Origin of the sequence: Bacillus sp. LM 4-2, from assembly GCF_000978495.1 — a bacterium.
Lineage (GTDB): Bacteria > Bacillota > Bacilli > Bacillales > Bacillaceae > Bacillus > Bacillus subtilis.
The window spans coordinates 2,791,967-2,809,356 of sequence record NZ_CP011101.1 but is presented as its reverse complement, the minus strand read 5'-3'; the positions used below and the strand labels follow the sequence as shown (position 1 = coordinate 2,809,356).

Sequence of the window (17,390 nt, the reverse complement as noted above, 5' to 3'; positions counted from 1 at the left end):
GCTCATTATTAGCAAAGATCAATTGGTTAATGAGGGTATCCGTGCACGTGAGGTCCGTTTAATCGGACAAAATGGCGACCAGCTTGGAATCAAGTCCCGTCAGGAAGCACTTGAAATCGCCGGCCGCGCAAATCTTGACCTTGTGTTAGTTGCAGCGAATGCAAAACCGCCTGTCTGCCGAATCATGGACTACGGTAAGTTCCGATTTGAGCAGCAGAAAAAGGAAAAAGAAGCACGCAAGAATCAAAAAATCATTAACTTAAAAGAAGTTCGGTTAAGTCCGACAATCGATGAGCATGACTTTAACACGAAATTGCGCAATGCGATTAAATTCCTTGAAAAAGGCGATAAAGTGAAAGCTTCTATCCGCTTTAAAGGACGCGCAATCACTCATAAAGAAATCGGTCAGCGTGTATTAGACCGTTTCTCCGAAGCATGTGCTGAGGTTGCGACAGTCGAAACAAAACCAAAAATGGACGGCCGCAGCATGTTCTTAATGCTCGCACCGAAAAACGAAAAGCAATAAGGAGGAAATCCCATGCCAAAAATGAAAACTCACCGCGGATCTGCTAAACGTTTTAAAAAGACAGGTTCTGGGAAGTTAAAACGTTCTCACGCGTACACAAGTCACTTATTCGCCAACAAATCTCAAAAGCAAAAGCGTAAGCTTCGCAAGAGTGCTGTTGTAAGCGCAGGAGACTTCAAACGTATCAAACAAATGCTTGCTAACATCAAGTAATCGGATAAGGAACAATTAGGAGGGAAATTCAATGCCAAGAGTAAAAGGCGGAACTGTTACACGTAAGCGTCGTAAAAAGGTTCTTAAATTAGCAAAAGGTTATTTCGGTTCAAAACATACATTATACAAAGTAGCTAACCAGCAGGTCATGAAATCTGGAAACTATGCTTTCCGTGACCGTCGTCAGAAAAAACGTGATTTCCGTAAACTTTGGATCACTCGTATCAACGCAGCTGCTCGCATGAACGGCCTTTCTTACAGCCGTTTAATGCACGGTCTTAAGCTTTCTGGTATCGAAGTAAACCGTAAAATGCTTGCTGATCTTGCTGTAAACGATCTTACTGCATTCAATCAGCTTGCTGATGCTGCTAAAGCTCAATTAAACAAGTAATCATATAGAGCCGCTCTCCAGCAGAGCGGCTTTTTCTATATAAAGGATGAGGCAACATGATTATTGCTGCTTATTTGGTGTTGATTAATCTGTGCGGTTTTTGGGTGATGGGCATTGACAAACGCAAAGCGCAGCAGCACAAGTGGAGAATTTCTGAAGACCGGCTGTGGCTGATAGCCATCGTGTTTGGAGCGCTCGGTGTCTGGCTTGGCATGCAAACCTTCAGACATAAAACGAAACACGCTTCTTTTAAGTACGGAGTACCGCTTCTTCTGGTAATAGAAGCGATTCTCATCGCTATTTACTACAGCCCGTTTGATTTATAAAAAGCAGAAAAGCGTTTAACGCTCTTCTGCTTTTTTTGCGAGTTTAATGGGCTGGTCCCAGTCAATCTTACAATTTGGATATCGTTCCAGCACTTTTTCTTCAATGTTCTCAAAATCTTTTGCAGAGAAATGTTTCAGCTTCTCAGGAGATTCTGTCCAGACAAAGATCGTGTGAATAAACAGCGGATGATCCTTGGAAGGAATATGCTTTTCTCCCTCAAAAAGCACGCCTTTATACGTCAGCTGAAAATTCTTCCGGGTATTGTTTTGTTCATCAATAATATAAAAATGTTCTTTTGATTGGGCCAGCTTAAGCCTTCTCTTAGGATTCGCGACATATTTGACCACGGCATAAATACAATAAGCAAAAAGTGCAAGCAAAATAATCCTTAGAACCATGACAAACATTGTGTGAAGGCACCTCCCTTATGGTGATGATCTGATGTAATACGAAAAGCATAGAAAAAGGTTTCACTTTTTCTAAAAGAAAGCTGTAAAAACATATACCCGATTTTCAAGTGAAATAGTCGTATGGTTAGCGCCATGTTTTGTATAATAAGAATGCAGGACTGATGAAGGAGGGTTTGGAACATGGCAAAATTAGATGAAACATTGACCATGCTGAAAGATTTAACAGATGCAAAAGGCATACCGGGCAATGAAAGAGAAGTAAGGCAAGTGATGAAATCATACATAGAACCATTTGCTGATGAGGTGACAACAGATCGCCTGGGCAGTTTAATTGCCAAAAAAACTGGTGCAGAAAACGGCCCGAAAATTATGATCGCCGGACATTTGGATGAAGTCGGCTTTATGGTGACACAAATCACAGATAAAGGCTTTATCCGTTTTCAAACCGTTGGCGGCTGGTGGGCTCAGGTTATGCTTGCTCAGCGCGTCACCATTGTCACAAAAAAAGGAGAAATCACAGGGGTTATCGGATCTAAGCCGCCTCATATTTTGTCTCCTGAAGCAAGAAAAAAATCAGTGGAAATAAAAGACATGTTTATTGATATTGGAGCTTCAAGCCGGGAAGAAGCCTTGGAGTGGGGTGTACTTCCGGGAGATATGATCGTTCCGCATTTTGAATTTACGGTCATGAACAATGAAAAATTCCTACTCGCAAAGGCCTGGGACAACCGCATCGGCTGTGCGATTGCTATTGATGTGTTAAGAAACTTACAAAACACAGATCATCCAAATATAGTGTATGGCGTCGGAACCGTGCAGGAGGAAGTCGGGCTGAGGGGAGCGAAAACGGCTGCACACACCATTCAGCCTGATATTGCGTTTGGCGTTGATGTAGGGATAGCAGGAGACACGCCTGGCATTTCCGAGAAGGAAGCGCAGAGCAAAATGGGCAAAGGCCCGCAGATTATCGTTTACGATGCATCCATGGTCTCTCACAAAGGTTTGCGCGATGCAGTTGTAGCCACTGCGGAGGAAGCCGGCATTCCGTACCAATTTGATGCCATTGCCGGCGGCGGAACTGATTCGGGTGCCATCCATTTGACGGCAAATGGCGTTCCTGCGCTGTCCATTACCATTGCAACCCGCTACATTCATACGCACGCGGCCATGCTGCATCGTGATGATTATGAAAACGCGGTAAAGTTAATTACAGAAGTCATTAAGAAGTTAGACCGAAAAACGGTTGACGAAATTACGTACCAATAAAAGATACGGAAGAATCCGCCTATTGAGGCGGATTCTATTTTTTTGTCTGTACAAATTACAGCATAGTGACTACAATAAAGGGGATACCGAAAATTTCCTGAACATGACGATATACGATACGCAGCTCGATTTGACAGGAAGGGAGGATAAATAATCTAATTTGTAAGCGCTTTCTAAAATAAAGGAGGTTGAACAAAATTGAAAAAGAAAAAAACATGGAAACGCTTCTTACACTTTTCGAGTGCAGCTCTGGCTGCAGGTTTGATATTCACTTCTGCTGCTCCCGCAGAGGCAGCGTTTTGGGGTGCATCCAATGAGCTGCTTCATGACCCGACTATGATTAAAGAGGGGAGCTCATGGTATGCGCTCGGAACAGGGCTTACTGAAGAACGGGGACTGCGGGTTTTGAAGTCTTCAGACGCTAAAAATTGGACCGTACAAAAATCCATTTTCACTACACCGCTATCGTGGTGGTCCAATTATGTGCCGAATTATGGCCAAAACCAGTGGGCGCCGGACATCCAATACTATAACGGCAAGTACTGGCTATATTATTCCGTTTCTTCTTTTGGAAGCAATACATCTGCCATTGGCCTGGCATCTTCAACAAGCATCAGTTCGGGGGGCTGGAAGGACGAGGGCTTGGTGATCCGTTCGACAAGCTCAAATAATTATAACGCCATTGATCCGGAGCTGACATTCGATAAGGATGGCAACCCGTGGCTTGCATTCGGCTCGTTTTGGAGCGGCATTAAGCTGACTAAGCTCGATAAGAGTACAATGAAGCCTACAGGCTCGCTCTATTCGATTGCAGCTAGACCGAATAATGGAGGTGCCTTAGAAGCTCCTACTCTTACGTATCAAAATGGATATTACTATTTAATGGTTTCATTTGATAAATGCTGTGACGGGGTAAACAGTACGTACAAAATTGCTTACGGAAGATCCAAAAGCATTACAGGCCCTTATCTTGATAAAAGCGGAAAAAGCATGCTTGAAGGCGGAGGCACCATTTTGGATTCGGGCAATGACCAATGGAAAGGACCTGGAGGCCAGGATATTGTGAACGGAAACATTCTTGTTCGCCATGCCTATGATGCCAATGACAACGGCATTCCAAAGCTTCTCATCAATGATTTGAATTGGAGCTCGGGCTGGCCGTCCTATTGAATTAAAAAGCCGGGCTCTGCCCCCGGCTTTTTTTAAAAGAAAAGATTGACAGTATAATAGTCAATTACTATAATAAAATTGTTCGTACAAATATTTATTTATAGGTTTATTTTCTATCATTAGTACGTATCTTTTGTATTTGAAAGCGTTTTATTTTATGAGAAAGGGGCAGTTTACATGCTTCAGACAAAGGATTATGAATTCTGGTTTGTGACAGGAAGCCAGCACCTATACGGGGAAGAGACGCTGGAACTCGTAGATCAGCATGCTAAAAGCATTTGTGAGGGGCTCAGCGGGATTTCTTCCAGATATAAAATCACTCATAAGCCCGTCGTCACTTCACCGGAAACCATTAGAGAGCTGTTAAGAGAAGCGGAGTACAGTGAGACATGTGCTGGCATCATTACATGGATGCACACATTTTCCCCTGCAAAAATGTGGATAGAAGGCCTTTCCTCTTATCAAAAACCGCTTATGCATTTGCATACCCAATATAATCGCGATATCCCGTGGGGTACGATTGACATGGATTTTATGAACAGCAACCAATCCGCGCATGGCGATCGAGAGTACGGTTACATCAACTCGAGAATGGGGCTTAGCCGAAAAGTCATTGCCGGCTATTGGGATGATGAAGAAGTGAAAAAAGAAATGTCCCAGTGGATGGATACGGCGGCTGCATTAAATGAAAGCAGACATATTAAGGTTGCCAGATTTGGAGATAACATGCGTCATGTCGCGGTAACGGACGGAGACAAGGTGGGAGCGCATATTCAATTTGGCTGGCAGGTTGACGGATATGGCATCGGGGATCTCGTTGAAGTGATGGATCGCATTACGGACGACGAGGTTGACACGCTTTATGCCGAGTATGACAGACTATATGTGATCAGTGAGGAAACAAAACGTGACGAAGCAAAGGTAGCGTCCATTAAAGAACAGGCGAAAATTGAACTTGGATTAACCGCTTTTCTTGAGCAAGGCGGATACACAGCGTTTACGACATCGTTTGAAGTGCTGCACGGAATGAAACAGCTGCCGGGACTTGCCGTTCAGCGCCTGATGGAGAAAGGCTATGGGTTTGCCGGTGAAGGAGATTGGAAGACAGCGGCCCTTGTACGGATGATGAAAATCATGGCTAAAGGAAAAAGAACTTCCTTCATGGAAGATTACACGTACCATTTTGAACCGGGAAATGAAATGATTCTGGGCTCTCACATGCTTGAAGTGTGTCCGACTGTCGCTTTGGATCAGCCGAAAATCGAGGTTCATTCGCTTTCGATTGGCGGCAAAGAGGACCCTGCGCGTTTGGTATTTAACGGCATCAGCGGTTCTGCCATTCAAGCTAGCATTGTTGATATTGGCGGGCGTTTCCGCCTTGTGCTGAATGAAGTCAACGGCCAGGAAATTGAAAAAGACATGCCGAATTTACCGGTTGCCCGTGTTCTCTGGAAGCCGGAGCCGTCATTGAAAACAGCAGCGGAGGCATGGATTTTAGCCGGCGGTGCACACCATACCTGCCTGTCTTATGAACTGACAGCGGAGCAAATGCTTGATTGGGCGGAAATGGCGGGAATCGAAAGTGTTCTCATTTCCCGTGATACGACAATTCATAAACTGAAACACGAGTTAAAATGGAACGAGGCGCTTTACCGGCTTCAAAAGTAGAGGGGGATGTCACATGGCTTACACAATAGGGGTTGATTTTGGAACTTTATCAGGAAGAGCAGTGCTCGTTCATGTCCAAACAGGGGAGGAACTTGCGGCTGCTGTAAAAGAATACAGGCATGCTGTCATTGATACCGTCCTTCCAAAAACGGGTCAAAAGCTGCCGCGTGACTGGGCGCTGCAGCACCCTGCTGATTACCTCGAAGTCTTGGAAACAACCATTCCGTCTTTACTCGAACAGACGGGCGTTGACCCGAAAGACATTATCGGGATTGGAATTGATTTCACGGCATGTACGATCCTTCCTATTGACAGCAGCGGGCAGCCGTTATGCATGCTGCCTGAATATGAAGAGGAGCCGCACAGCTATGTGAAGCTCTGGAAGCATCATGCGGCCCAAAAACATGCTGATCGGCTCAATCAAATCGCGGAAGAAGAAGGAGAGGCTTTTTTACAGCGGTACGGAGGAAAAATTTCATCAGAATGGATGATTCCAAAGGTCATGCAAATTGCCGAGGAAGCGCCTCACATTTATGAAGCGGCTGACCGGATCATCGAGGCTGCGGACTGGATCGTGTACCAGCTGTGCGGCTCGCTCAAGCGAAGCAATTGTACCGCAGGGTATAAAGCGATGTGGAGTGAAAAAGCGGGGTATCCGTCAGATGATTTCTTTGAGAAATTAAATCCTTCAATGAAAACGATTACAAAGGACAAATTGTCAGGTTCTATTCATTCAGTAGGAGAAAAAGCCGGCAGTCTGACTGAAAAAATGGCAAAGCTGACAGGGCTTCTCCCGGGAACGGCTGTTGCGGTTGCCAATGTGGACGCTCATGTTTCGGTACCGGCGGTCGGCATTACAGAGCCAGGGAAAATGCTGATGATTATGGGAACCTCGACGTGCCATGTTCTACTTGGTGAAGAGGTGCATATCGTTCCAGGAATGTGCGGCGTTGTGGACAACGGAATTCTCCCGGGCTATGCGGGATATGAAGCCGGGCAGTCCTGTGTCGGCGATCATTTTGACTGGTTTGTGAAAACATGTGTCCCGCCAGCTTATCAAGAGGAAGCAAAGGAAAAAAACATTGGCGTTCATGAGCTGCTGAGTGAGAAAGCAAACCATCAAGCGCCTGGTGAAAGCGGCTTGCTTGCTTTAGATTGGTGGAATGGAAACCGTTCAACTCTTGTTGATGCAGATTTAACAGGGATGCTGCTTGGCATGACACTGCTGACGAAGCCTGAAGAGATTTATAGAGCGTTAGTTGAAGCGACAGCTTACGGAACCCGGATGATTATCGAAACATTCAAAGAAAGCGGTGTTCCGATTGAGGAACTGTTCGCAGCCGGCGGAATAGCTGAGAAAAACCCGTTTGTCATGCAGATTTATGCGGATGTGACAAACATGGACATTAAAATCTCTGGTTCACCGCAAGCCCCAGCCTTAGGATCTGCCATTTTCGGCGCGCTTGCAGCAGGCAAAGAAAAAGGCGGCTACGATGATATCAAAAAGGCAGCGGCGAACATGGGAAAACTGAAAGATATAACTTATACGCCAAATGCCGAAAACGCCGCGGTTTATGAAAAATTGTACGCTGAATATAAAGAGCTGGTTCATTATTTCGGAAAAGAAAACCATGTCATGAAGCGTCTGAAAACGATCAAAAATCTTCAATTTTCATCTGCCGCCAAAAAGAATTGATAAAGGGTGATGGAGCATGCTTGAAACATTAAAAAAAGAAGTGCTGGCTGCCAACCTGAAGCTTCAAGAGCATCAGCTGGTAACCTTTACGTGGGGAAATGTCAGCGGCATTGACCGTGAAAAAGAAAGAATTGTCATCAAACCTAGCGGAGTCGAATACAGCGACCTGACAGCCGATGACTTGGTTGTTTTGAACCTTGATGGAGAGGTCGTCGAAGGCTCGCTTAAACCTTCTTCAGATACACCTACCCATGTTTATCTATATAAAGCCTTTCCGAATATCGGGGGAATTGTCCATACCCATTCTCAATGGGCGACAAGCTGGGCGCAATCGGGCAGAGACATCCCTCCGTTAGGCACGACCCATGCTGATTATTTTGACAGTGCGATTCCATGTACTCGAGAAATGTACGATGAAGAAATCATTCATGACTACGAACTGAATACAGGAAAAGTCATAGCGGAAACCTTTCAGCATCATAATTACGAACAGGTGCCGGGTGTGCTCGTGAATAATCACGGACCGTTCTGCTGGGGCACTGACGCCTTAAATGCCATTCATAACGCAGTTGTATTAGAAACGGTTGCCGAAATGGCCTATCACTCCATTATGCTGAACAAGGATGTAACCCCAATCAATACAGTCCTGCATGAAAAGCATTTTTATCGAAAACACGGAGCAAATGCGTATTATGGCCAGTCATGATACGCCTGTGTCACCGGCTGGCATTCTGATTGACTTGGACGGTACTGTATTCAGAGGAAATGAGTTGATCGAAGGAGCAAGAGAAGCGATCAAAACGCTTAGGAGAATGGGAAAGAAAATCGTCTTTTTAAGCAACCGGGGGAATATCTCCCGTGCCATGTGCAGAAAAAAACTTCTTGGCGCGGGGATTGAAACGGACGTAAACGACATTGTTCTGTCATCAAGCGTGACAGCGGCTTTTCTGAAAAAACATTATCGTTTTTCAAAGGTATGGGTGCTTGGGGAGCAAGGCTTGGTTGACGAGCTGAGGCTGGCCGGTGTGCAGAACGCGAGCGAACCGAAGGAAGCGGATTGGCTCGTGATCTCCCTTCATGAAACGCTCACGTACGACGATTTAAATCAAGCCTTTCAAGCGGCTGCCGGCGGCGCTCGTATTATCGCTACAAACAAAGACCGCTCTTTTCCGAACGAAGACGGAAATGCCATTGATGTGGCTGGAATGATTGGGGCGATAGAGGCTTCCGCACAAGCGAAGACTGAACTTGTTGTCGGAAAACCGTCATGGCTGATGGCGGAGGCTGCCTGTACAGCAATGGGGCTGTCCGCACATGAATGCATGATTATAGGAGACAGCATTGAATCTGACATTGCGATGGGGAAGCTTTATGGCATGAAAAGCGCCTTAGTGCTAACTGGTTCTGCGAAACAGGGTGAACAGCGTTTGTACACGCCGGATTATGTGCTGGATTCTATTAAGGATGTAACCAAATTGGCTGAGGAGGGGATTCTGATATGAATCGTATCGCAGCTGACGTTCAGCGTGCTTTTGAAAACGCCGGAGAAAAGACGTTACCTATAAAAGTTGAAGAAATTGTTCTCGGTAAACAAGCAGCTGATTCGCTTTTGGATTATGTAAAACGAAAAAACAATCAACATATTGTCCTTGTCTGCGACGCGAATACACACCGCATTGCAGGAATTGATCTGGAAAATCAGCTGAATCAAGCAGGATTTCAGGCCGAGTGCCTGATCATTCCAGAAAATGAAGCTGGAGATGTGACAGCTGATGAACGATCGCTCATTCATGTGCTGATCCATACGAAACAAACAACGGATGTCATGATCGCAGTCGGTTCGGGCACGATTCATGATATCGTCCGCTTTGCAGCGTTTCAAAGAGATTTGCCGTTTATTTCTTATCCGACTGCTCCATCTGTAGACGGTTTTACATCAGCAGGGGCGCCGATTATTTTATACGGTACGAAAACAACCATTCAAACGAAGGCCCCGTCTGCACTGTTCGCTGATCTGGATCTATTAAAAGCGGCACCGCAGTCAATGGTGGCGGCTGGATTTGGTGACATGCTCGGTAAAATAACGTCTTTAGCAGATTGGGAAATATCCCGGAATCTTGCCGGTGAGCCTTATTCGCCTGCAGGAGCTAAGATTGTTCAGGAGGCGCTTGCTGCCTGCATTGAACACACAGAAGACATTGCGATGAAAACGGAAACAGGCATACGGGTTTTGATGGAGTCTTTACTTTTATCGGGGCTTGTCATGCTGGCATTAGATCATTCCCGCCCGGCATCAGGCGGAGAGCATCATATTTCACATTGGATTGAGATGGAATTAATGGAGAAAAAACGGCCGCAGATTCTTCATGGGGCAAAGGTGGGCTGTGCAGCTGTTTTATTAACTGACACATACAGAAAGCTCGCTAAGGATGAGGGATTGAACGAATTTTCACCGAGCCGGCGGCAAGCCATCCAATCGGCTTATCAAACTCTCCCGGAAGGAGAAGTGCTGGCTGATTGGCTGAGATCAGCCGGAGGCCCTGCGTATTTTGACGAAATCGGTGTCGGGCAGGATTCTGTCAAGAATGCCTTCAGACACGCGCATACCTTAAGAGACCGCTGCACCGGATTAAGAATCATTAATGAAAACAAAACACTGATCAACCATGGTCTATATGAATAGCCCGCACCTCGAATGGAAGGGGTAACGCAGATGAAAAAAATGACTGTCTGTTTTCTTGTGCTCATGATGCTGCTGACATTAGTCATTGCTGGGTGTTCAGCAGAAAGATCATCCGGGAAGTCGGGTGAAACCGAGCTGACCTTTTGGACATTTAACGGACTTCATGAGCAGTTCTATGTAGAAATGGTGAAGGAATGGAATGAAAAGCATCCTGACCGCAAAATTAAGCTGAATACGGTCGTTTATCCGTATGGACAAATGCACGATAACTTATCTATCTCCCTAATAGCGGGAGAAGGCGTCCCTGATATTGCCGATGTCGAATTGGCCCGTTTTTCAAACTTTTTGAAGGGCTCTGACATACCGCTTGCCGACTTGACTCCGCTGATTGAAAAGGACCGTGATAAATTCGTTGAGGCGCGGCTGACCCTGTACAGCAAAAACGGCAAGCTTTACGGACTCGATACGCATGTAGGAACAACAGTCATGTTTTATAACATGGATGTTATGAAGAAAGCCGGCGTCAATCCTGACGATATTAAAACATGGGATGATTACCATAAAGCCGGACAGAAAGTGCGCAAAGTGACCGGGAAGCCGATGGGAACGGTGGAAACAAATGATTCCGGAACGTTCTTATCTATGATTTCACAGCAAAACTCAGGCTATTTTGATAAAAACGGCAAGCTGATCCTCAATAATGACACCAACGTAAAAACACTTCAATATTTAAAAGACATGATCAATGATAAAACGATGATTCCTGCGCCGGGCGGCGGGCATCACAGTGAAGAATACTACGGCTTTATGAACCAAGGAGGAGCTGCTTCAGTCCTCATGCCGATTTGGTATATGGGAAGATTTATCGACTATATGCCTGATCTGAAAGGGAAGATTGCCATCAGGCCGCTCCCGGCATGGAAAGAGGGGGGCGACCGCTCGGCAGGCTTGGGCGGTACGGCAACCGTTGTGCCGAAGCAATCCAAGCATGTTGAGTTAGCAAAAGAGTTTTTGGCCTTTGCGAAGGGCTCTGAAGAAGGAAATAAAAAACTCTGGAGCGTACTCGGCTTTGACCCGCTTCGCTGGGATGTTTGGAGCTCCAAGGAATTGAAAGAGAAAAACAAATACACGGATTACTTCCAAAACGGAACAGGCATTTTTTCTGTGCTGCTCGATATCAAGGATGAAATCAATCCAATTTATTTACATGAGGATTTTGCCAAGGCTTCAGACCTTGTCAACAGAAGCGTATTGTTCGACGCGCTTAAATCTCAGCAAAAAACGCCTAAACAAGCCTTGGACAGAGCGGCAGGTGAACTGAAACAGAAATAGAATCCCATTCAAAAAGTGAAAGCGGGGAGGTTCTCATGAAACCTGTGAAAACAGGAACGGTTCATCCCGTTCCTTCAGCTGCGAAACAATCAGGCTGGCGAGATGTATTTTATTCGAAAAAAGCGGCGCCCTATCTGTTTACAGCGCCATTCGTTTTATCCTTTCTCGTATTTTTTCTATACCCCATCATTAGTGTCTTCATCATGAGCTTTCAAAGAATATTGCCGGGAGAGGTGTCCTTTGTCGGATTGTCTAATTATACAGCGCTAAACAACCCGACGTTCTATACCGCCCTTTGGAATACGCTGGAATACACCTTTTGGACGCTGATCGTGCTGATTCCTGTTCCATTGCTTCTGGCCATATTCCTGAATTCAAAGCTGGTCAAATTTAGAAATATATTTAAATCAGCACTATTCATCCCGGCATTGACCTCCACCATTGTCGCGGGGATCATTTTTCGGCTGATCTTCGGAGAAATGGAAACGTCTCTGGCCAATTCCATCCTACTCAAACTCGGCTTTTCACCTCAGAACTGGATGAACAATGAACATACCGGCATGTTTTTGATGGTGCTGCTTGCTTCATGGAGATGGATGGGAATCAACATCCTTTACTTTTTAGCTGGTTTGCAAAATGTGCCGAAAGAGCTGTACGAAGCCGCTGATATAGACGGCGCGAATACAATGAAAAAATTTCTGCACATCACGCTGCCGTTTCTCAAGCCTGTAACCGTATATGTGCTGACCATCAGCATCATCGGCGGCTTCAGGATGTTTGAGGAAAGCTACGTCCTTTGGCAGAATAATTCCCCGGGTAATATTGGTCTGACGCTTGTCGGATATTTGTATCAGCAGGGGCTTGCCTACAACGAAATGGGGTACGGAGCAGCCATCGGCATCGTGCTTTTGATTGTGATCCTTGTTGTCAGCCTGATTTCATTAAAGCTGTCAGGCTCGTTTAAGGGGGAGGGATAAATGTTGCGGCACAGTCCTCAGTTCAGCGTTTATAGAATTGCGCTAACCCTGTTTTTTATTATGCTGAGCCTATTGTATCTTTTTCCGATTTTCTGTTTGCTTTTAGGATCATTAAAGCCGTCATCTGAGCTTTTGCGTGTGGGGCTCAATCTCGACATTGATCCTAAAGTAATGAGTCTTGATAATTATACATTTCTGTTTAACGGCGGAAGCATTTATTTCAAATGGTTTTTTAACAGTCTTGTACTTGGGCTTTTCACAACCATGCTCACCCTGTTTTTTTCTTCGATGATCGGGTACGGGCTTGCGGTTTATGATTTTAAGGGAAGAAATATCATCTTTGTTCTTGTGCTGATTATTATGATGGTTCCGCTGGAAGTGATGATGCTTCCTCTGTTTAAGCTTACTGTCGGACTGCATTTGATCGATTCATATACGGGTGTCATATTGCCGTTTATCGTTTCACCTGTTGCCGTTTTCTTTTTCAGGCAATATGCTCTTGGCCTTCCAAGAGATCTGCTGGACTCTGCAAGGATGGACGGCTGTACGGAATTCGGCATCTTTTTCAGGATTATGGCACCGCTGATGAAACCGGCTTTCGGTGCGATGATTATCCTTCAGTCCTTAAACAGCTGGAACAACTTCTTGTGGCCGCTGATTGTGCTTCGGTCGAAAGAAATGTTTACGCTTCCAATAGGGCTGTCCAGCTTGCTGAGCCCTTATGGAAATAATTACGACATGCTTATATCCGGCTCAGTATTTGCGATTTTGCCGGTGATTATCATTTTCTTGTTTTTCCAAAAGTACTTTATCTCCGGCCTGACGGTAGGGGGAGTCAAAGGTTAATGAAGGAGGAAACGTGTGATGAAAAAAGCGCGAATGATTGTAGACAAAGAATATAAAATCGGTGAAGTAGATAAACGGATTTATGGCTCGTTTATCGAACATATGGGTCGTGCGGTATATGAAGGCATATACGAGCCTGATCACCCTGAAGCGGATGAAGATGGGTTTAGAAAAGATGTTCAGTCGCTGATCAAAGAATTACAGGTTCCCATCATCCGCTATCCGGGCGGAAACTTTTTATCCGGATACAACTGGGAGGACGGTGTCGGACCAGTCGAAAACCGCCCGAGACGGCTTGACTTGGCATGGCAAACGACAGAAACCAATGAAGTGGGAACAAATGAATTTTTATCTTGGGCCAAAAAGGTGAACACTGAGGTCAATATGGCCGTCAACCTCGGCACAAGAGGCATAGATGCCGCCCGTAATCTCGTTGAATACTGCAACCACCCGAAAGGCTCTTACTGGAGTGATTTAAGAAGATCGCATGGCTATGAACAGCCGTATGGCATCAAAACATGGTGCTTAGGAAACGAAATGGATGGACCGTGGCAGATCGGCCACAAAACAGCTGATGAATACGGACGGCTTGCCGCAGAGACAGCAAAGGTCATGAAGTGGGTTGACCCATCAATTGAACTCGTTGCCTGCGGCAGCTCAAACAGCGGCATGCCGACCTTTATCGATTGGGAAGCGAAGGTGCTGGAGCATACGTATGAGCATGTCGACTATATCTCTCTTCACACCTACTACGGAAACCGGGATAACAATCTGCCAAACTACTTGGCACGTTCTATGGATTTGGATCATTTTATCAAATCAGTCGCTACGACCTGTGACTATGTAAAAGCAAAAACACGCAGCAAGAAAACAATTAATCTTTCTCTGGATGAATGGAACGTCTGGTACCACTCAAATGAGGCTGATAAAAAAGTCGAGCCGTGGATCACTGCGCGTCCGATTTTAGAGGATATTTACAATTTTGAAGATGCCTTATTAGTCGGCTCTCTGCTCATTACGATGCTGCAGCACGCAGACCGTGTGAAAATTGCGTGTCTTGCACAGCTTGTCAATGTCATCGCGCCGATCATGACGGAAAAAGGCGGAGAAGCATGGAGACAGCCGATTTTCTATCCATACATGCATGCTTCTGTTTACGGAAGGGGCGAGTCACTGAAACCGCTTATTTCCTCTCCTAAGTACGATTGTTCTGATTTCACTGATGTGCCATATGTTGATGCTGCTGTTGTGTACTCTGAAGAGGAAGAAACACTCACTATTTTTGCGGTAAACAAGGCTGAGGATCAGATGGAGACGGAGATTTCGCTCAGAGGCTTTGAATCCTACCAAATCGCAGAGCACATCGTACTTGAGCATCAGGATATCAAAGCGACAAACCAGCATAACAGAAAAAATGTCGTTCCGCATTCCAACGGATCATCGTCTGTCAGCGAAAATGGCTTAACTGCTCATTTCACGCCGCTTTCCTGGAATGTGATACGCCTGAAAAAACAGTCATAAGAGAAGCGAAGCCGGAGATTTCTCTCCGGCTTGTCTTTCAACTGCCACGAGCCGGCCCGTTCAAGCCGGCTTTTTGTATAGGAAAAAATGACCGCTTTTCACCATGAAATTATGATATATTTATGAAAAACAGCAAAGGGGATGGGAGAAAATGAATGCGGTTACAATTGTGATAGCGTCAATGTGTATTTTGGCTATTGCCTATCGTTTATACGGAACATTTATGATGGTGAAGGTTCTCAAAGTAAATGATGACAAGCCGACACCTGCTCACGTGCTTGAGGATGGAAAAGACTATGTGCCTACAAATAAATGGGTTTCGTTCGGCCACCATTTTGCCGCGATCGCAGCGGCCGGACCGCTGGTCGGACCAATTCTGGCGGCGCAGTTTGGCTATTTGCCGGGATTATTGTGGCTGTTAATCGGGGCGGTAATTGGGGGAGCCGTCCATGATATTGTGGTGTTGTTTGCATCGATGCGCAAAAACGGAAAATCGCTGTCGGAAGTGGCAAAGGATGAGCTTGGCCCTGTTGCAGGATTTTGTACAGGACTGTCCATGCTGTTTATCATCACGATCACAATGGCGGGCCTGTCGATGGTTGTCTTGCATGCGCTTGAACGTAATCCATGGGGAACATTTGCGGTAGGGATTACGATTCCGATTGCGATGGGTGTGGGCTTATTTTATAAGAAAACGGGAAATTTAAAGCTCGCTTCAACGGTCGGCTTTCTCTTTTTAATGGCAGGAGTCTTTATCGGTCCATGGGTACAGACTACCGCGCTCGGTGACTTTTTAACGCTAGATACGAAAACGCTTGCAATCGCGCTTCCTGTTTACGCGTTTTTTGCGGCTGCGCTTCCCGTTTGGCTGCTTCTGGCTCCGCGTGATTATTTAAGCAGCTTTATGAAAATCGGTGTTTTTATCGCTTTGATTGTTGGTGTGTTTGTCGTCAATCCGTCCATTCCGTTCCCTGCGTTTACAGAATTCGTAAAAGGCGGCGGGCCGGTGCTGGCAGGACCTGTCTGGCCGTTCATCTCAATAACCATCGCCTGCGGGGCGATCTCTGGGTTCCATGCCTTTGTCGGTTCAGGAACGACACCGAAAATGCTGAATAAATGGAGTGATATGAAGCCGGTTGCGTTTGGCGCAATGCTTGTTGAGTGTCTTGTCGGCATCATGGCGCTGATTGCAGCGACCGCTTTACAGCCTGCTGATTACTTTGCGATTAACAGCACGCCTGAGGTTTTCCGTACGCTTGGCATGAATGTCGTACATTTGCCTGAATTGAGCAGGGAAATCGGTTTGGACTTAGAAGGAAGAACAGGGGGAGCCGTTACGCTTGCGGTGGGGATGACTTATATTTTTACCGGAATGCCGTTTTTCAGCCATTTGGCCTCATACTTTTTCCAATTTGTCATTATGTTTGAAGCGGTCTTTATTTTAACAGCGATTGACGCCGGCACACGTGTCGCCCGTTATTTGATCCAGGATTTCTTCGGGGAGGTGTATAAACCGCTGAAGAAAACAGACTGGATTCCGGGCTCTATATTTGCCAGCGCGCTTGCCTGTTTGATGTGGGGGTACTTGCTGTATTCAGGAGATATCGGTTCCATTTGGGCGCTGTTCGGCGTTTCTAATCAGCTGATGGCTTCAGTGGGGCTGATTATCGGAGCGACCATCGTGCTGAAAATCGCTGATAAACGCCGGTACATTCTGACTTGCCTTATCCCGCTTGCCTATTTATATGTCACTGTCAATTATGCGGGCTATTGGATGGTGCGCAATGTGTATCTCAATCCTGAAGCAGCAGGATATAGTGTATTGAATGGCGTATTATCTATCATCATGCTGGTGTTAGGCTTCATCATTATTGTGGCGGCTGTGAAAAAATGGGCGCAGATGTGGAAAGATCCGAGCTTAAGGATGGAAGCATCTATACCGGGCTAGAAGGACTATTGAAAATGCTGAGGGGGGTTGGCAATGAATCTATCAATGAAATATCTTATTCTATACGTATCGGACAGCAAGCGGGCTATTCATTTTTACCGGGATATTTTAGGACTGCCGATTCGTGCTGAACACGGCACGTATGTCGAATTTGATACAGGGTCTACGATATTGGCGCTTAATACGCGGGAAAGCGCCAGAGACATCACGGCGCTGGACATTCCGGATACATCTGCTTCAAACACATTTGAAATCGGGTTTGTTACTGAAAATGTAGAAGCGGTCATCAAAAGGATGAGAGAACAAGGCGTATCGATTATCGGGGAGCCGAAAGTGAAACCATGGGGGCAGACGGTCGCCTATATCGCTGATCCGGATGGACATTATATCGAAATTTGCAGTCCGATGGAATAACG

Annotated in this window: 19 protein-coding genes; 18 read left to right on the top strand and 1 reads right to left on the bottom strand. The window is 45.8% G+C overall.

All coding sequences use genetic code 11. The annotated features are described in order from the left end of the window. Positions 1-4: 4 nt before the first annotated feature. The 4 genes from infC to bslm_RS13980 are packed head-to-tail and all read left to right on the top strand — an operon-like array spanning position 5 to position 1,456. Positions 5-526 carry a translation initiation factor IF-3 gene (gene infC / locus bslm_RS13995; protein WP_010886591.1) on the top strand — a complete coding sequence of 174 codons (522 nt, stop codon included), beginning with the start codon at positions 5-7 and terminating at the stop codon, positions 524-526. 12 nt (positions 527-538) lie between these two features. Beyond that, entirely contained in the window at positions 539-739 is a 201-nt protein-coding gene (gene rpmI, locus bslm_RS13990; RefSeq protein ID WP_003222418.1) for a 50S ribosomal protein L35, read from the top strand. Positions 740-770: 31 nt separating this feature from the next. Beyond that, positions 771-1,130 carry a 50S ribosomal protein L20 gene (rplT, locus tag bslm_RS13985; RefSeq protein WP_003222420.1) on the top strand — a complete coding sequence of 120 codons (360 nt, stop codon included), beginning with the start codon at positions 771-773 and terminating at the stop codon, positions 1,128-1,130. Positions 1,131-1,186: 56 nt separating this feature from the next. Continuing rightward, positions 1,187-1,456, top strand: coding sequence for a DUF1294 domain-containing protein (locus bslm_RS13980; protein ID WP_003229490.1), 270 nt, complete (start codon positions 1,187-1,189; stop codon positions 1,454-1,456). A gap of 15 nt (positions 1,457-1,471) precedes the next feature. Here the strand turns inward: bslm_RS13980 and ysdB are convergent, their stop codons facing one another. Then, on the bottom strand, positions 1,472-1,864 hold the full coding sequence (gene ysdB, locus bslm_RS13975; RefSeq protein ID WP_003229493.1) for a sigma W pathway protein YsdB: 393 nt from the start codon (positions 1,862-1,864) through the stop codon (positions 1,472-1,474). A 183-nt stretch (positions 1,865-2,047) separates the two neighbouring features. On the opposite strand from ysdB, the gene bslm_RS13970 reads away from it, so the two are divergent. The 14 genes from bslm_RS13970 to bslm_RS13910 all read left to right on the top strand — a co-directional run bounded on the left by bslm_RS13970 (position 2,048) and on the right by bslm_RS13910 (position 17,388). Next, positions 2,048-3,133 carry a M42 family metallopeptidase gene (locus tag bslm_RS13970; RefSeq protein WP_003229495.1) on the top strand — a complete coding sequence of 362 codons (1,086 nt, stop codon included), beginning with the start codon at positions 2,048-2,050 and terminating at the stop codon, positions 3,131-3,133. 198 nt (positions 3,134-3,331) lie between these two features. Then, complete coding sequence (gene abnA / locus bslm_RS13965) at positions 3,332-4,303, top strand: arabinan endo-1,5-alpha-L-arabinosidase AbnA (protein ID WP_003229496.1); 972 nt, start codon at positions 3,332-3,334, stop codon at positions 4,301-4,303. Positions 4,304-4,480: 177 nt separating this feature from the next. Further along, positions 4,481-5,971: an L-arabinose isomerase gene (araA, locus tag bslm_RS13960; RefSeq protein ID WP_003229499.1), complete on the top strand. Its 1,491-nt coding sequence runs from the start codon at positions 4,481-4,483 to the stop codon at positions 5,969-5,971. Positions 5,972-5,984: 13 nt separating this feature from the next. Continuing rightward, positions 5,985-7,667 (top strand): ribulokinase, encoded by a 1,683-nt coding sequence (araB, locus tag bslm_RS13955; protein ID WP_003229500.1) that lies wholly within the window; start codon positions 5,985-5,987, stop codon positions 7,665-7,667. Between the two features lie 16 nt (positions 7,668-7,683). After that, positions 7,684-8,373 carry an L-ribulose-5-phosphate 4-epimerase gene (gene araD, locus bslm_RS13950; RefSeq protein WP_003229501.1) on the top strand — a complete coding sequence of 230 codons (690 nt, stop codon included), beginning with the start codon at positions 7,684-7,686 and terminating at the stop codon, positions 8,371-8,373. After that, complete coding sequence (araL, locus tag bslm_RS13945; protein ID WP_015251501.1) at positions 8,351-9,169, top strand: sugar-phosphatase AraL; 819 nt, start codon at positions 8,351-8,353, stop codon at positions 9,167-9,169. The genes araD and araL overlap by 23 nt, the downstream gene beginning before the upstream one ends. Beyond that, entirely contained in the window at positions 9,166-10,350 is a 1,185-nt protein-coding gene (gene egsA / locus bslm_RS13940) for a sn-glycerol-1-phosphate dehydrogenase (protein WP_046160723.1), read from the top strand. Before araL ends, egsA begins: the two co-directional genes overlap by 4 nt. A gap of 30 nt (positions 10,351-10,380) precedes the next feature. Further along, entirely contained in the window at positions 10,381-11,682 is a 1,302-nt protein-coding gene (locus tag bslm_RS13935; RefSeq protein ID WP_046160722.1) for an arabinooligosaccharides ABC transporter substrate-binding protein AraN, read from the top strand. Between the two features lie 35 nt (positions 11,683-11,717). After that, positions 11,718-12,659 carry an arabinooligosaccharides ABC transporter permease AraP gene (locus bslm_RS13930; RefSeq protein WP_014480514.1) on the top strand — a complete coding sequence of 314 codons (942 nt, stop codon included), beginning with the start codon at positions 11,718-11,720 and terminating at the stop codon, positions 12,657-12,659. Beyond that, complete coding sequence (gene araQ / locus bslm_RS13925; protein WP_014480513.1) at positions 12,660-13,505, top strand: arabinooligosaccharides ABC transporter permease AraQ; 846 nt, start codon at positions 12,660-12,662, stop codon at positions 13,503-13,505. 18 nt (positions 13,506-13,523) lie between these two features. Further along, complete coding sequence (gene abfA, locus bslm_RS13920) at positions 13,524-15,026, top strand: alpha-L-arabinofuranosidase AbfA (protein WP_046381261.1); 1,503 nt, start codon at positions 13,524-13,526, stop codon at positions 15,024-15,026. 151 nt (positions 15,027-15,177) lie between these two features. Further along, positions 15,178-16,974: a carbon starvation protein CstA gene (gene cstA, locus bslm_RS13915; protein WP_046381260.1), complete on the top strand. Its 1,797-nt coding sequence runs from the start codon at positions 15,178-15,180 to the stop codon at positions 16,972-16,974. After that, positions 16,917-17,105, top strand: coding sequence for a hypothetical protein (locus bslm_RS21705; RefSeq protein WP_080262655.1), 189 nt, complete (start codon positions 16,917-16,919; stop codon positions 17,103-17,105). The genes cstA and bslm_RS21705 overlap by 58 nt, the downstream gene beginning before the upstream one ends. Continuing rightward, positions 17,020-17,388, top strand: a complete 369-nt coding sequence (locus bslm_RS13910; RefSeq protein WP_225510034.1) for a VOC family protein — start codon at positions 17,020-17,022, stop codon at positions 17,386-17,388. The genes bslm_RS21705 and bslm_RS13910 overlap by 86 nt, the downstream gene beginning before the upstream one ends. Positions 17,389-17,390 lie beyond the last annotated feature (2 nt).

Excerpts from the sequence above, each read along its gene's own strand:
- bslm_RS13935 (WP_046160722.1), top strand. The coding sequence starts at position 10,381 with ATGAAAAAAATGACTGTCTGTTTTCTTGTGCTCATGATGCTGCTGACA.
- ysdB (WP_003229493.1), bottom strand. The coding sequence starts at position 1,864 with ATGTTTGTCATGGTTCTAAGGATTATTTTGCTTGCACTTTTTGCTTAT.
- rplT (WP_003222420.1), top strand. The coding sequence starts at position 771 with ATGCCAAGAGTAAAAGGCGGAACTGTTACACGTAAGCGTCGTAAAAAG.
- bslm_RS21705 (WP_080262655.1), top strand. The coding sequence starts at position 16,917 with ATGGGCGCAGATGTGGAAAGATCCGAGCTTAAGGATGGAAGCATCTAT.
- egsA (WP_046160723.1), top strand. The coding sequence starts at position 9,166 with ATGAATCGTATCGCAGCTGACGTTCAGCGTGCTTTTGAAAACGCCGGA.
- rpmI (WP_003222418.1), top strand. The coding sequence starts at position 539 with ATGCCAAAAATGAAAACTCACCGCGGATCTGCTAAACGTTTTAAAAAG.
- araD (WP_003229501.1), top strand. The coding sequence starts at position 7,684 with ATGCTTGAAACATTAAAAAAAGAAGTGCTGGCTGCCAACCTGAAGCTT.
- araB (WP_003229500.1), top strand. The coding sequence starts at position 5,985 with ATGGCTTACACAATAGGGGTTGATTTTGGAACTTTATCAGGAAGAGCA.
- cstA (WP_046381260.1), top strand. The coding sequence starts at position 15,178 with ATGAATGCGGTTACAATTGTGATAGCGTCAATGTGTATTTTGGCTATT.
- araL (WP_015251501.1), top strand. The coding sequence starts at position 8,351 with ATGCGTATTATGGCCAGTCATGATACGCCTGTGTCACCGGCTGGCATT.
- araA (WP_003229499.1), top strand. The coding sequence starts at position 4,481 with ATGCTTCAGACAAAGGATTATGAATTCTGGTTTGTGACAGGAAGCCAG.
- bslm_RS13930 (WP_014480514.1), top strand. The coding sequence starts at position 11,718 with ATGAAACCTGTGAAAACAGGAACGGTTCATCCCGTTCCTTCAGCTGCG.
- araQ (WP_014480513.1), top strand. The coding sequence starts at position 12,660 with ATGTTGCGGCACAGTCCTCAGTTCAGCGTTTATAGAATTGCGCTAACC.
- abfA (WP_046381261.1), top strand. The coding sequence starts at position 13,524 with ATGAAAAAAGCGCGAATGATTGTAGACAAAGAATATAAAATCGGTGAA.
- bslm_RS13970 (WP_003229495.1), top strand. The coding sequence starts at position 2,048 with ATGGCAAAATTAGATGAAACATTGACCATGCTGAAAGATTTAACAGAT.
- bslm_RS13910 (WP_225510034.1), top strand. The coding sequence starts at position 17,020 with ATGAAATATCTTATTCTATACGTATCGGACAGCAAGCGGGCTATTCAT.
- bslm_RS13980 (WP_003229490.1), top strand. The coding sequence starts at position 1,187 with ATGATTATTGCTGCTTATTTGGTGTTGATTAATCTGTGCGGTTTTTGG.